The organism is Chitinivibrionales bacterium (assembly GCA_014728215.1).
GTDB lineage: Bacteria > Fibrobacterota > Chitinivibrionia > Chitinivibrionales > WJKA01 > WJKA01.
Genome location: WJLZ01000152.1, coordinates 52,507 through 66,325 on the forward strand (window position 1 = coordinate 52,507; position 13,819 = coordinate 66,325).

Genomic DNA, 13,819 nt, shown 5'->3' on the forward strand with positions numbered 1-13,819 from the left:
GTCTTACTGATTCTGGTAGGAAACGATCTCTTCGGACATAAAAATAACTTCCACCCCGGCCTGATCGAACAGCTCTTCAGATACCAACCCGGCATGGTATTTCTTTTCACACACCACCCGCTCTATACCGCAGTTGATAATCATCATGGCACAGGTCCTGCAGGGGGTCATCCGGCAATAGAGGGTAGCGCCTTCAATGGAGATTCCTGTTTTTGCAGCCTGGCAGATAGCATTTTGTTCGGCGTGAATGGTCCGCATGCAGTGCTGCGTAATTCTTCCGTCCTCATGAACTACCTTTTTCATATCATGACCGGCTTCATCGCAGTGGGGCAATCCGATCGGCGAGCCCACATAGCCGGTCACCAGAATCTGCTTGTCCCGCGCAATGACACAGCCGCTTCTTCCCCGATCACAGGTAGCCCGGGTTGCAACAGTATTGGCAATCCCCAGAAAATATTCATCCCAGGAAGGACGGACGTATTTTTCAGCTTTACCATTCGTGGCTGCCATTATCTAACCTCTCTGATTCAACATTCGCCGGTACACGATTCAATATCTCTGATTCTTCTTTCATGACGCCCGCCTTTGAAAGCACCATCCAGCCAGGCCTCCAGAATTTCAATTCCCTTCCTGCCCGGAGTTATTCTTCCGCCGAGTGCCAGAACATTGGAATCGTTATGGGACCGGGACAGTGTTGCCATCTCGGGCGTTAAACACAAAGCGGCCCGTACACCGGCAAATCTGTTTGCTGTTATCGATGCTCCGATTCCAGAACCGCACACAACAACTCCCCGCTCAAAAGTGCCGTCGGCCACCTTGCGGGCTACACTCGAAGTATAACACGGATAGTCATCCTCCGGATTAAAATCCTTTGCCCCCATGTCTTCAACAGAAAACCCTTTCTTCTCCAGCACTTCTTTGATCTGCTCCTTCAGATCAAATCCTCCATGATCACAGCCGATTACTATTGAACCTTTCGAAACCACAACGCCGATTCCCTTTTAGAAATTGTTGGAAACTATTAAAATAATGGGTTAAAATACAATTTCAGCACGGATATTCCATAATTATATAAAAAATTTTAGAAAATACTCAGATCCCTGTGGACGATTTCCGCCGTCATTTCGGCCCACCTGAGTAGTTTCAAATTATATACCATTGTAGACCATGATTTTCATTTTTGTGCGCGAGATTTCATATGTTTTACAATGGCCCCTACTCCATTTGCCCTGGAAGGCGAGAGGTTGGCCCGCAAACCGGTTCGTTCGATAAAATAGAGGTCGGCAGAAGCAATATCCCGGGGCGTTCGAGCATTGAGCACCCGGAGAAGAAGAAATAAAATCCCTCTGATAATCTGAGCATCACTGTCGGCCCGAAACTCAAGACGCTCTCCCTGGTTATTACAGGTAATCCATACTTTTGACTGACAGCCCGGAAGCGAATTCTCATCGTTTTTCTCATCCTCCGCAAGACCATCGAGTTTTTTCCCCTGATCAATCAGATACTCATATTTCTCAAGCCAGTCCTCAGCCGCGGCCATCTCGCGGATAATCTCATCCTGTATTTCAGCAATAGATCTGTTTTCCATACCACATCCTTTTTTAATGCCCTGCAGTACCCGAAGCTTTCTTCAATTTTATCTCCTATCGACCCAACAATGCCTGTACCCGGGGAATCGCTTCAATTAACCGATCGATCTCCCATCGGGTATTATAAAAAACAATGCTTGCCCTGAGAGCCCCTTTAACGCCAAGATGACGCATAAGCGGTTCGGCGCACATCGTTCCAGTGCGAACCGCAATGCCGAGCTTATCAAGAACAGCGCCGGCATCATAGGGATGAATCCCATCAAGGCTCAACGAAACAGCGCCACCCCGGCTCGGAACATCAGCGTAAACATTCAACCCCTCGCAGCGCCCCAATCCATCCACTGCATATCGAAGCAGCTTCTGTTCGTATGAGGCAATCTCGGTAATTCCCAGCGACTGGACATACTCGAGTGCTGCATGAAGGCTGATCGTTGCCCCGATGTTTGTGGTTCCTGCCTCGAATTTGAGTGGTAACGACGCGTAGGTTGTCTTTTCTAAGGTTACCTTTTCGATCATTCCTCCCCCGCCCTGCCATGGCGGCATCCGGTCGAGCCACTTTTCTTTGCCGTACAATACCCCGATACCTGTTTCAGCATAAATCTTATGCCCCGAGAAAGCCAGGAAATCACAATCCAGCGAAGTAACATCCACGGGCATGTGCTGAATCGCCTGAGCAGCATCGATCAATACCGGCACATCATGCTCATGAGCAGTTTCGATCACCTGCCTGACCGGATTGATAACCCCTGTCACATTGGAAACCCAGGTAAGGGCGACCAGTTTTGTTTTCTCCGAAATAAGATCCTCGAATGCATCCAGATCCAGCTCGAGCGATTCGGTAAGAGGAATCACTTTCAGTGTCGCTCCCGTTCGTTCACAGAGAAGCTGCCAGGGAATAATGTTGGAATGATGCTCCATTACGGAAATGATGATTTCATCACCGGCCCCGACGAACGCTTGGCCAAAGGAATAGGCGACAAGATTGATCGATTCTGTTGTTCCGCGGGTAAAGAGTATTTCGTGGGCATGACCGGCCTTCAGAAAATGCTGTACCGCCACCCGGGCATTTTCATAGGCCTCACTCGCCTGTTCGCTGAGAAGATGGACCCCGCGGTGAATGTTGCTGTTCTCCTTACGATAAAACTCAGAAACCCGGTCAAGAACATTCACGGGCTTCTGGGTAGTTGCAGCATTATCGAGGTAGATCAGCGGTTTGCCGTATACCTGCTGCTGAAGAAGCGGAAAATCATTCCGTACTCTGTCGACATCGATCATTGAACGCCTTTTTTTAAGGTTTGACCATGTATACCAGAGAAAACCATTTCAGCTGATCGGTGAAAACATGCCGTATTTCAAGACCACTGCTGTGGGTAAATTGCGCGACATGGGATTCGGTAAATTTATGTGAATTTTCGGTATGAATTGTCTGGCCCTGGCGCATACGAACCGGTACTGTCAGGTATGGACTGGTGATAACCAGTTCTTTGTTTGCTGCAAGATGCATTTCGACACGCTGTTTACTGCTGTTGTAAAATGCCCGGTGATCAAAATCGGAGAGATTAAAATCCGTATCGATATGCCGGTTAACAACCGTGAGGATATTCCGGTTGAACGCGGCGGTAATATTGCGACTGTCGTTGTAGGCAGCTTCGAGTACACTCCTGTCTTTAACCATATCAAGTCCTAAAAGCAGCATATCCCCCGGTTGCATGACAGATGCCACGGCGGTGCAAAAGGAAAGCGCCTGGTCGCGCTCCAGATTTCCAAGGGTGCTGCCGAAAAAACAGAAAAACCGCCTGGCACCGGATGGAATCATGTGAAGCTGGGTGAGAAAATCGGCAATCAACCCGTGAATATGCAGGCCGGGAAACTTTTCGATCAGAATCCGTGCAGAATCCTCTACAGCAGCACGACTCACATCAACGGGAAAATACCTGACCGATTCCCGTTCATACCACGGGATTGCATTGAGAAGAAGCGAAATCTTCGAACAATCACCGCTTCCAAGTTCAACAAGATCGATATCGCTCAGGGTGTCACCCAATGCCGGAGATGCTTCTTGGAGGAGTTGCTTTTCTATTTTCGGAGGGTAATACTCCGGGAGGTGCGTGATCTCTTCAAAGAGCTTTGAACCGGTATCATCGTAAAAAAACATCGAGTTTATATACATCTGCGGTGCGGTAAGTCCATCGATAATGATTTCACTTATCCTGGCATTATCGATTCTCGACAACACATCTTCGATGACAACCGTTTGGCGGGAATAGGAAGAAGTTTTATTCGGATTCATATCAAGGAGTCCTCCCCTTGTGTGGTATATTTTTAATGATTACATTAACGGCTCATTCTGAGGCCCCCCTGTCTCACAGGGATTCCCCGGATCGTTACTCCATTCAAACCATCCGCCGTCAAAAACAGAAACCCGGGGCCAGCCTAAAAGCCAGGCATTGAAGAACGCCTCACTTCCGCGCCATCCGGTACCGCAGTAGAAGGCATTGTGTTTGTCGGGAGTTATTCCCGCCATGGCCCATCGCTTTTGGATCTCGGGATATTCGCGGGTGGTATGATCGGGATTGCGGTAATTTTCCATATGATAGGCATCACTGCCGCAATTGCCGAATACGGCCCCCGGTATTCTTCCTTTTTTTTCGATATAATTATACCCGCTGACTTCCCCGATATACTCGCGCCACGAACGAACGCACACCAGGTTTGCATCACTGGAACGCAGCATTTCCTTTGCCTGCGGCATATCAACCGCAAGTTCGGGCCTGCCGGGAATGGAGGCCCCGAATTTATCAACAGGCGTTCTGGAAACAGCTCCTGTTTCGGTATCAAAACCGGCATCCAGCCACGCCTGCAATCCGCCGTTGAGCACCCGGACATCCTTGACCCCTGCATAGAGCAGAATAAATGCACACCGCATGGCTCCCAGATGTCCTGCACTGCTCCCCGGAAAGGGATCGTTATTGTCGGGGAAAGAAAACCGGCCATAGAGAACGACGGTTGTCTCATGTCCTATTCCCAGCCGGGTACAAACCTGTTCGAGTTCTTCCGGCGAACGGCGGTTCCAGGTTTCCGGAGATTCCAGCTGGTTGGTATCCAGATCGATTGCTCCCGGGATATGCCCCTGGTGATGAGCATCCGGATTACGATAGTGAGCGTGACAAATTACATAGTCGTTATTCTCCACCCCGGGTGCGGTTCCAGTTTCGATTAATTCCTTGACCCATTGCGGAGGAACGAGCCGGTGATATCGGCTAAGCTTTTCGAGAGGGAGCCCAGGCTCGCCGGACCACTCCCGGACAAAAGAGTCGTATATGACAATATCCTTGTATCCTGCACGGAAAAACTGACGGGCCGCTTTTTCGGCCTCCACCGCAGAGTATCCATAGATAATAACCTGCTCCCGGGGATCGATACCTTTCGAACGGACAATTTCGATCCAGTCGATATACCGGAGCCACTTTGCCGGGATATTCCGTGCGCCGGGGATATGCCCACCTCGTGATTCGCCATCCATTCTCCACCCGTTATAGGCATCCACAGGCCGTATATCGATTAACTGCCATGCTTTCGATCAAGTTTGTCTTGAAGCTCAGTCGTTGATATTCGTTGAACGGGGTCTTTCTCTTTCATTGCCGCTCCTTTTGCAAAGTTGTCTTTTCAGGCTGCCAGAAGAATCAGTGAATACACGACAGCGCCGATAAAAAAAGAAAGAAAATGACTTTCTCGTTCTTCGGGAAGTTCTTCCTTGAGAACATTCAGCACAATCGAACCGGCGACAAAGGCGGTGAGAGTGCTGATAACCAATTCATGTATTTCACTTAATAAGCCTATACTCCATCCCAATATAATCGATGCTGCAAGGAACCATCGACCCCGGGTCGCGTAGAGATGTTTGTGATCCTGACGCAGGCTGTTATCATTGACCAGAAAATGTAAACCGATGGCAATTGAATAGAAGAGGAGTTCGTCGCCTGTGCGGGTAAGCAGAAGATAGCCCATAAGTCCGTTATATAACGAAAAGGAACCGATATGGAGCCAGAATGCGCCCTGGGCCGGCGGCTCGTTTGGGCCTCGTTTGCGCCGGTGAGTACGGATATGGCGTTCGAGTCCGTAGAACGTGACCAGGCCCAGAAGGGCAATGAAATAGGCGTTATAATGGATAAAATCGGGCAGGAAAACAGGGGGCTGTTTCAGTATTTTGTGATGTTTCGCCAGATCGGGTAAGAGGTGCATGAAAGCATAGGCAACCGAAATACCGCCGGCAAAGGAAAGCCACCGGCTTCGGGGAATTCGCTCGAGCGTCGTGAGCTTTGCCCCGAAAAGATGAACTAAGGCTAAAACTGCTGCCGCTATAAAAGTAGCGATTCTGAATAGAGTAGGAGTCATTGCTTCGTCCATATCTCTCCTTTAATGTTTGTAAATTTTTACAATATTCATTTGTTTTTATCGAATTACTATCCTGTTTTTTTACTCCACTTTCAAAAAAAAGGACAATTTCTCATCTCAATGGCATCATCCGGTTCTCTCTCCAATCTTCGCAGGGCGTTCGTTTTTGCGCGACCTCATCGATGGTATCTTATTGCAGTCCTCTTCTTTACAATCATTATCGCGGCGGCGAGTTCATTTGAGCCGTTGATTATGAAATATATATTCGACGGATTCGGTGAGGATGCTGCGCTTCGCACGATGTTCATGGGGGTACTCAGCCTGATGCTTCTGGGCATTATCAAAGAAGGCGCCACGGCGTTGTCTACCTGGCTCAGCTGGCGAACCCGCCTTGACATCCACTATTCGCTGCTCAATCAGACCGTTGAACGTATTCATCGCTTCCCCATCGAATTCCACCGAAGCGAGGGGGTTGGAGCGATCATGACCCGACTCGACCGGAGTATCCAGGGCTTTATTACCGCAATCAGCGAGATTTCCTTTAATGTCCTTCCGGCCCTCTCATATTTAGTACTCGCCCTGGTCATGATGCTGAAACTCGACTGGCGTCTGACCCTCTGCGTGATCTTTTTCACCCCCCTTCCCGCGATCATCGCAACCTTTGCCGCACCCCGCCAGATCAGACGGGAAAAGACACTTTTTAAACGCTGGGCACGAATTTACTCGCGGTTCAACGAAGTCCTTGCGGGGATTATGACTGTCCGGAGCTTTGCCATGGAAAATGTCGAAAAAGAACGGTTCCTTCGTGATGTCAACACCACCAACAACATTGTCGTCCGCGGCGTCCGCTTCGACTCGGGCGTTGGTGCAATTCAGAATTTTATCATGCTCCTCGCTCGAATTACGGCGATCGGCCTGGGAGGCTACCTCGTTATTGAAGGTAAAGCAACTGTAGGAACCATGATCGCTTTCCTCGGCTATGTCGGCGGCCTTTTCGGTCCGGTCCAGGGGCTCACCGGCGTCTACAAAACGCTGCGTACCGCAAAAGTATCCATCGATCAGGTGTTTGGTATCCTCGACGCAGAAGATCATATCATCGACAGTCCCATGGCTCAGGATGTTCCGCCTCTTCGGGGGGATGTTCGGTTTCATCATGTGGATTTCGCCTATAAAAATTCCGAGCAGCTGCTTCACGATATCCATCTATCCGTGAAACCGGGCGAAAATATAGCGATTGTAGGCCCCAGCGGCGCAGGAAAGACCACACTGATGGCGCTTCTGCAGCGCTTCTACGATCCGACCGGCGGATGGATTGAAATTGACGGTATCGACATCCGGAACCTGAAACAACGGCAATTACGCAAACAGATCGGCGTGGTCCTTCAGGACGCACTCCTTTTCAACGAAAGTATCCGGGACAATATCGCCTATGGCAAACCGACTGCCCATAATCATGAAATAGAACAAGCCGCAATCACCGCAAACGCTCATCGTTTCATAATGAAAATGGATAAGGGCTACGATACCCTCGTTGGAGAACGGGGCGGACGATTGTCGGCGGGTGAACGGCAGCGAATTGCGCTTGCCCGGGCGATCCTCAAGGACCCTCCCATTCTTATTCTCGATGAAGCCACTTCCGCTCTCGATGCTGAAACCGAAACCCTGGTGCAGGATGCTGTCGAGCGGCTGATCAAGGGGCGTACTACCTTCGTGATCGCCCATCGCCTCTCCACGGTGGTCAATGCCGACCGGATACTGGTGCTCAAAGAGGGAACGATTATCGAATCCGGCACCCACGAACAGCTCTATTCCCGTCAGGACGGCTACTATGCATCGCTGGTAAATAAACAGACCCGTGGGCTTTTAGCGGCATAACATTGTTTGCAGCAAAAACCGTGTGCCAAGCTGCGGTGGTTTCCGTATAATCACCGGTGCGGGGGAAACCATTCCTCACAGAGGTATCATCGACTCCTCATACCGTCTTAACACAGGCACGATATATTACCATAACAATAATCCGCGTTATAGAATCGAAGTTCTTTGTTATGCGATTAATAAGTATCGGATAAGAAAGGATTTTCTTTCGTGCCCCTCACGATCTCCCATGCTGCCACCGCCATTCCTCTCAGACGTCTCCGGTTACCACCATCAGCCTTGATAATGGGTGCTATGGCGCCTGATTTCGAATTTTTTCTGCGACTCACCGACAGCCGTGTTTTTGCTCATACAATTGGAGGACTGTTCGCCTTTTGTCTTCCTCTGGGATTGATCGGCCTTTGTATTTTTCATAAACTTCTCAAATACCCACTTCTGTCACTGCTTCCCGAGCGCCACCAGGCAAAGCTATCCCGCCCCGCGGCCGGATTTGCCTTTTTTCCCGCTTCACGATTTTTCACCGTGCTTCTGGCGCTGTTTACCGGTGCATTATCCCATCTTCTCTGGGATGCCTGGACTCATCACGACGGATGGTTCGTCCTCCTGTTCCCTCTTCTTGCCGAACCCCTTTTTCTGATTGGGGCAAAGGTGTTTCATGTTTACGACATTCTGGCCCATATCAGTTCCATTGCCGGTATCGCACTCTTGATACGAGCGTATCGCCAATGGTACGCACAGGCGCCTTTGATCACCCTCAAGGGGAAACCTCGCATGCCTGCCCCCGCACGGATTGCCGTTTCAACAGGTATCGGCGCGTTTTCGGGAATTTCCGCATTCGGCTATGCCTTCCTGACCGTTCCCTCTTATCCGCCCAAGCCTTTTATCGCTACCGCGCTTGTTTCAACGGTAAGTTTTTTCCTGGCGATCTGGCTGGTGTTCAGTTGTATATGGCACGTGTGGAACCCTTCTGAGGAGAGCAAAGCCTGACCTTCCGGACTTTGCCCCTCTTTTGAAAACAGATCGCTTCGTTTTGCGGTTCTTGTCTGTCCCTTTATCGCATTTTCCGGGATCGGATAAAGAGTACACCGAAGCCTGCGAGAGGACCTCGGCAATCTGCTTTACCGTTACCTCCAGAGAAAATCGTTTTTGTATATCCTTGCGAGCCTGTCGCCCGAGTTTTGCACACAGTTGCGGTGATTTTTGAAGGCGATACAGTGCGCCTGCAAGCTCCCGGGGATCGTCCGGTTTTACGAGAAGACCTGTTTCATTGTGTTTGATTGCTTCTGCAATTCCGCCCACCCGTGTGCCGATCACCGGCCGCTGCATTGCCATGGCTTCCAGCAATGCGTTGGGTAGACCTTCCATGGAAAACCGCTCGGAGGGTAAAATTACGATATCGCAACTGCGGAGAAAGCTTTCTATCCGGTCGACATAGCCGATGAATCTCACCTGTTGAGAAAATCCGTTATCGGCAAAGAGCCGCTCAAAATACCCTCGCCATCCATAATCACCGGCGATCACGATCTGAAATTTTGCCGGAGGCTGATTCAGAAGCTCTAATGCCTTGGCGATCGTTTCCAATCCCTTGCCTGGAGCGGGACGGGCGCTTACCCCCACAACGGTAGTTGATTCGGCGATATGGAGTTTCCTGCGGATTTCCGGTATTTCATTCGTGGGGCTGAACCGGCCCATATCGACCCCGTTATAGACTATCCATCCGGGAGCATTAATGAGGCTTTTCAGTGAGCTGCGGACCGCGCGGCAATTAAACACGATACCGTCGGGACATACCAGCATGGCATACCACCGAAGCAGCAGCCGGGGTATTTGGCCCGGAAGACAGGATCCGGCACGCCAGATCTGGAGCACCCCTGCTCTATGGGAGGCAATGCCGGCCATAAACCACCCCATGGAGCGTGATATAAAAACACAATCGACACCATGGCGCCGGATAATATCCACAACAACTTTCTGGGCACGAATCCAGGTAATACTTGTTACCGCGATGTATTTCATTATCGAGACAGGATTCACCGGGGGTTTTCCGAAATCCTGAAGCATCGCTGTTGTAAATTCCACCCGCTTTACACCTTCACGGGCAAGTTGATCGAGAATCAGTTTACCGGGCCCCACAAGCGCGATAACATCAATACCCCACTTTTTCAAATGACGGATGTGATAGACTGCCTGACGTTCCGCGCCGCCGAATCCTTCGGAAGGTATGATGTATAAGAGACGCATGAGTACCTTTACCTTTGATATTCACCCCGAATTTTGGGATTTATCACTTCGTTCGAACAACAAAAACAGGAATCCTGTTCCGATCACGAGTAATTGACGGGCACGGCGAATGAGGGCGATACTCAATCCTGCGATCGCCGGCTCTCCAAGAGCAGAAAACGCAAAAACCAGGCCTCCCTCATAGGCGCCGAGTTGAGCCGGAAAACAGAAAAGAGCGACACTGAAAAGCGTCGCCATGGCACTGGAAAAAAGCGATTCGACCGGACCGATCCGGACACCGATAAGCCATGCGGTCAACCAGATCTCCCCTACCATAAGGATCCGCTCGAACAGGTGCCAGCCCCAGGAGCGGAAAAATGCCCGGCGATAAGCTTTTATTTCGAGCAGTGTGGCCATGGATTTTCTGACTGCGGCATTTTTTTGCGCCCAGGGTATTTTCGCAATCACGGTGATAACCGGACGCCACATTACAATCAGAAATAAAAAAGCGACGATACCCAGAAAGGATGCCGTCAATTTGACAACACCATTCGTTGCCCGTGAGGCATAGAATGTCAACCCCAGAAAGGCCACGATTGTCTCGGCTCCGGCAAAGGCAATACGATCGAGAACAACAGGGGGAGCGCTGCTGTGCCCCCCCTGTTGTTCTCTGGTCAATAATGTCCGGAGTACATCACCACCGAATCCGGCGCTGGGGACGGTAAAACTGACAGCAAGTGATTCGAAACGAATCACCAAAAGACGCCACATATCCGGAATCGATTGCCGCGGCGTTACCAGAAGAAAAGAACGCCATCCCAGAACAGCCGGGATACTCCATCCCATAAAAAGAAGCGGCAGCAGGAAAAAACCCCATCCGATATTAATCGCCTGTATCGCAGCTTCTACAATAAAGTCTCTGAATATCCATGCTACCGCAGCAACTGCGCCCAACGCGACAATCCGCGGGATAATTTTTTTCGGGTTGATTTTTACGGCAATAGCCATACATCCACCGGCACTTTTGCCCGTTTCGATCAAAATCGGGATTGTCCGGTAACCCGGGATTCGTTTTTAGAATCGGATACAGGCACTATCCGGGAAGGTCCTCCCTTGCGCCATGGCCGTAATCCCTTTCTGAACTGTAAAAAGGAATAGTTATGGGTCAAGGGCACGGTTACCGATGCAAGAGGCCCCGGTTTCGGCATCCCCCACATAACACCGGGCGGCACATCCTGTGATACGACCGTGCCGGCCTGAATCACCGTGCCTTCACCGATAGTCACGTTGGGAAGAATTAGACAATGGGGGCCGATAAAGACATTATCACCAATGACTACCGGTCCGGCATGCTCGTGTGAACGGCGCGGTCCCCAGTAGAAATGGGCGAATATCGATGTCCGAAGGCCGATACTGCAGTGGTTCCCTATTGTTACACATTCGGGATGAATATCATCTATGTAAACATACTGGCTTATCCATACCTCTTCTCCTACGTGAACCCCGCGGACCTTGTGAAGCCACGGGCGTATCGAATAGCCCCCGGGCACGGCAAAGGCCAGTTTACGTAATATTCTGCTGTATATGTTGAAAAGCATAATAATAACTCCTTAATGGTTGGATAGACAAAAAAACAGCCGATAATCGGCTGTCGCACTCTCCAAATGATATCCGGATCAACCATGAATCACCCCTTCTTTAACAAAATTTGTATCGACACGCTCCCGGTTTTCGTCTATATGGCGTTGCCTCTTTTCATTTCCCTGTGGCCGAAGGTTATTTATACGTACGGCGCCGGTTTTTTTGAGAAGGCTTTCGCTGTCTGACATTTATCGTAAGAGGAAAGGAATGAGATATATATTCGCTGTTGTTGTTATTGACCCGTATTTCGATTTCAGGATTTATCGACAACATGTTCGATGACATACCGGCAAAATGATTGTCTTTGTTGTCGGTCATGAATCGCTCTACATTGCGTGGAAGGCTGTGATAATATCTTCCGCTATAGTTTTTTTTGACATATTTCAAAAAATCGATATAATACTCAACCGGATATTCTTCCGGGCCCGGTTTTTTTCCATCAAAACTCATATAGTCGGGATGAGTATTAAGCAGGGCCATTCCCCCCTTTTCCGCGATCCAGTCGAGTTTCTTTTTCCAAATGGCAATGTCTTTTTGCTCCAGGATAACAAACAACGTAAAATCCTGCGGCAACGTATAGGGCAGCTCAACAATCGTTTCCTCCGCGCAATCGTCAACGAGCCAATAAGGAAATATTGTATTTACCCCGCCAGGCTGCGGTTCGAAGGGGTCCGAATCAAAGGTAACCGTGCTGTGACGAATATTGAACCGGTGCATCCATTCGGTATTACAGATCATCGATGGAGCCGTGAAATGTTCGATATGCCATTTTCGTATATACTCATTAATCAATTTCACCCTTTTTTCAAAGAGTTCCCGTGAAGAAAACAGAAGACCGTCATGTTTCAATCCGTGGATTCCGATTTCAAAACCATTTTTCGACAAACACTTTTTTAACTCATCGGAATTTGAATATCGTTCGGGAACAAAATTGAATGCGGAACGAAACCCCAGTTCATCTTCGACCCGGGCAAGTTTCATGCACTTATCATGTCCCCGTCGGGTATCCACATCATGGGAAAGCACCAGGCCGAAATCTTTTTCCCGGGGCCATCCGGGCCAGTCTTCGGGAATGTCCCCCGCGCTCTGGCTTATCGGCCACCAATCACCGGATTTTGCCAATTTACATTGAGCAATCCATCGACGGAGCCATAATTGCATCGACCGTGGAATAACAGGACGCAGCATATAATATAAATGTATCGGTTTCATCTTTTTACACCTCGTTTTTTTCGTTAAAAAAAAAACATTCACTATCGAGGGCACGGAGGGGCAAGACACTACGGCAGGATGAAACAGGGGCTGCAACCGGCCAAAATTACCGATTGTAATCCTTTCCCCTGTCGGCGGTACCCGGCCGATTCACCAAGAGTCGTCGTTATCCTTCAAGGCACACCTGGGAGCTTTGTATTCGGGTTTCATTCCGCACCTTTTTGATACCGGTTTATACGACTCTTTTTTAGTCATTCCTAAATGTGCAATAAATATGCCAACACCGATTTTTTCAACCCCGATTGTAAATACATTGCCTGACACTTTTTATTGCCACAAATGAAATATCATTTTCGAAATCGGCGCCCAATCAATTACCCGGAAAATCAATCATGGGCTTCTGCTTTTTTGCAGGTGGTGTGCTTTCCATTCACTCTATTTATAACATCGATGTGCAACAGAAGGCCGATCTGGCGGTGGAGTGTTTTGAAAAGATTGTGGCATGGTTGCCCGAAGACGGCAGCAATCATGAGGGACCGGGCTATTGGGATTACGGCAATCACTGGGTGGTCCGCACCGAAGCGCTCATTGAGCATGTTACCGGGACCGATTATTTTGCCCGGAACGAACATTTCAAAAAGGACTACGCTTTCCGTGCCTACCTTACCACGCCCCGATGGCAACAGACGTTCAATATCGGTGACGGCGGGTCGGGTGCGCCGGGCAATATCACCCCCCGGCTTTATCCTCCCCTTTGTGGGTTTGTGCGTTCGTTCTCATCCTCTTTTCGCGTCATTGTGCCGCGACCGTTCACTCCCGCCGTTACTTCTCCTCAACGGAGTCTATCTGCTTATTCCTATGGTCGAGATGTATCGCTTGTCTTTTAC

General features: G+C 49.6%; 12 protein-coding genes and 2 pseudogenes. 3 read left to right on the forward strand and 11 right to left on the reverse strand.

Annotated elements, in window-relative coordinates:
- Nucleotides 1-3: 3 nt before the first annotated feature.
- The 7 genes and pseudogenes from GF401_13370 to GF401_13400 all read right to left on the reverse strand — a co-directional run bounded on the left by GF401_13370 (nt 4) and on the right by GF401_13400 (nt 5,963).
- Nucleotides 4-510 carry a cell division protein DedD gene (locus tag GF401_13370; GenBank protein MBD3346046.1) on the reverse strand — a complete coding sequence of 169 codons (507 nt, stop codon included), beginning with the start codon at nt 508-510 and terminating at the stop codon, nt 4-6.
- A gap of 17 nt (nt 511-527) precedes the next feature.
- Nucleotides 528-968, reverse strand: coding sequence for a ribose 5-phosphate isomerase B (rpiB, locus tag GF401_13375; GenBank protein ID MBD3346047.1), 441 nt, complete (start codon nt 966-968; stop codon nt 528-530).
- 206 nt (nt 969-1,174) lie between these two features.
- The gene (locus GF401_13380) at nt 1,175-1,588 is read right to left on the reverse strand and encodes a SufE family protein (protein ID MBD3346048.1); all 414 of its coding nucleotides are present in this window, start codon (nt 1,586-1,588) and stop codon (nt 1,175-1,177) included.
- 55 nt (nt 1,589-1,643) lie between these two features.
- The gene (sufS, locus tag GF401_13385) at nt 1,644-2,864 is read right to left on the reverse strand and encodes a SufS family cysteine desulfurase (GenBank protein ID MBD3346049.1); all 1,221 of its coding nucleotides are present in this window, start codon (nt 2,862-2,864) and stop codon (nt 1,644-1,646) included.
- Between the two features lie 13 nt (nt 2,865-2,877).
- Nucleotides 2,878-3,879 (reverse strand): L-histidine N(alpha)-methyltransferase, encoded by a 1,002-nt coding sequence (gene egtD / locus GF401_13390; GenBank protein ID MBD3346050.1) that lies wholly within the window; start codon nt 3,877-3,879, stop codon nt 2,878-2,880.
- A 39-nt stretch (nt 3,880-3,918) separates the two neighbouring features.
- A pseudogene (locus GF401_13395) lies at nt 3,919-5,160 on the reverse strand (thiosulfate sulfurtransferase).
- Nucleotides 5,161-5,255: 95 nt separating this feature from the next.
- Entirely contained in the window at nt 5,256-5,963 is a 708-nt protein-coding gene (locus tag GF401_13400; GenBank protein MBD3346051.1) for a hypothetical protein, read from the reverse strand.
- A gap of 141 nt (nt 5,964-6,104) precedes the next feature.
- On the opposite strand from GF401_13400, the gene GF401_13405 reads away from it, so the two are divergent.
- Complete coding sequence (locus GF401_13405; GenBank protein MBD3346052.1) at nt 6,105-7,859, forward strand: ATP-binding cassette domain-containing protein; 1,755 nt, start codon at nt 6,105-6,107, stop codon at nt 7,857-7,859.
- Nucleotides 7,860-8,069: 210 nt separating this feature from the next.
- Nucleotides 8,070-8,846 carry a DUF4184 family protein gene (locus tag GF401_13410; GenBank protein MBD3346053.1) on the forward strand — a complete coding sequence of 259 codons (777 nt, stop codon included), beginning with the start codon at nt 8,070-8,072 and terminating at the stop codon, nt 8,844-8,846.
- On the opposite strand, the gene GF401_13415 is transcribed toward GF401_13410, so the two are convergent.
- From GF401_13415 to GF401_13430, 4 genes and pseudogenes are all read right to left on the reverse strand, one after another.
- Nucleotides 8,760-10,100 (reverse strand): glycosyltransferase, encoded by a 1,341-nt coding sequence (locus tag GF401_13415; protein MBD3346054.1) that lies wholly within the window; start codon nt 10,098-10,100, stop codon nt 8,760-8,762. The genes GF401_13410 and GF401_13415 overlap by 87 nt on opposite strands.
- A gap of 21 nt (nt 10,101-10,121) precedes the next feature.
- The gene (locus tag GF401_13420; GenBank protein ID MBD3346055.1) at nt 10,122-11,087 is read right to left on the reverse strand and encodes a hypothetical protein; all 966 of its coding nucleotides are present in this window, start codon (nt 11,085-11,087) and stop codon (nt 10,122-10,124) included.
- A gap of 29 nt (nt 11,088-11,116) precedes the next feature.
- Nucleotides 11,117-11,677 (reverse strand): acyltransferase, encoded by a 561-nt coding sequence (locus GF401_13425; GenBank protein MBD3346056.1) that lies wholly within the window; start codon nt 11,675-11,677, stop codon nt 11,117-11,119.
- Nucleotides 11,678-12,029: 352 nt separating this feature from the next.
- Nucleotides 12,030-12,932, reverse strand: a pseudogene (locus tag GF401_13430) (hypothetical protein).
- Between the two features lie 392 nt (nt 12,933-13,324).
- Between GF401_13430 and GF401_13435 the strand changes: the two are divergent.
- Nucleotides 13,325-13,819, forward strand: a 495-nt coding sequence (locus GF401_13435) for a hypothetical protein (GenBank protein MBD3346057.1), incomplete at its 3' end; no start/stop codon positions are given.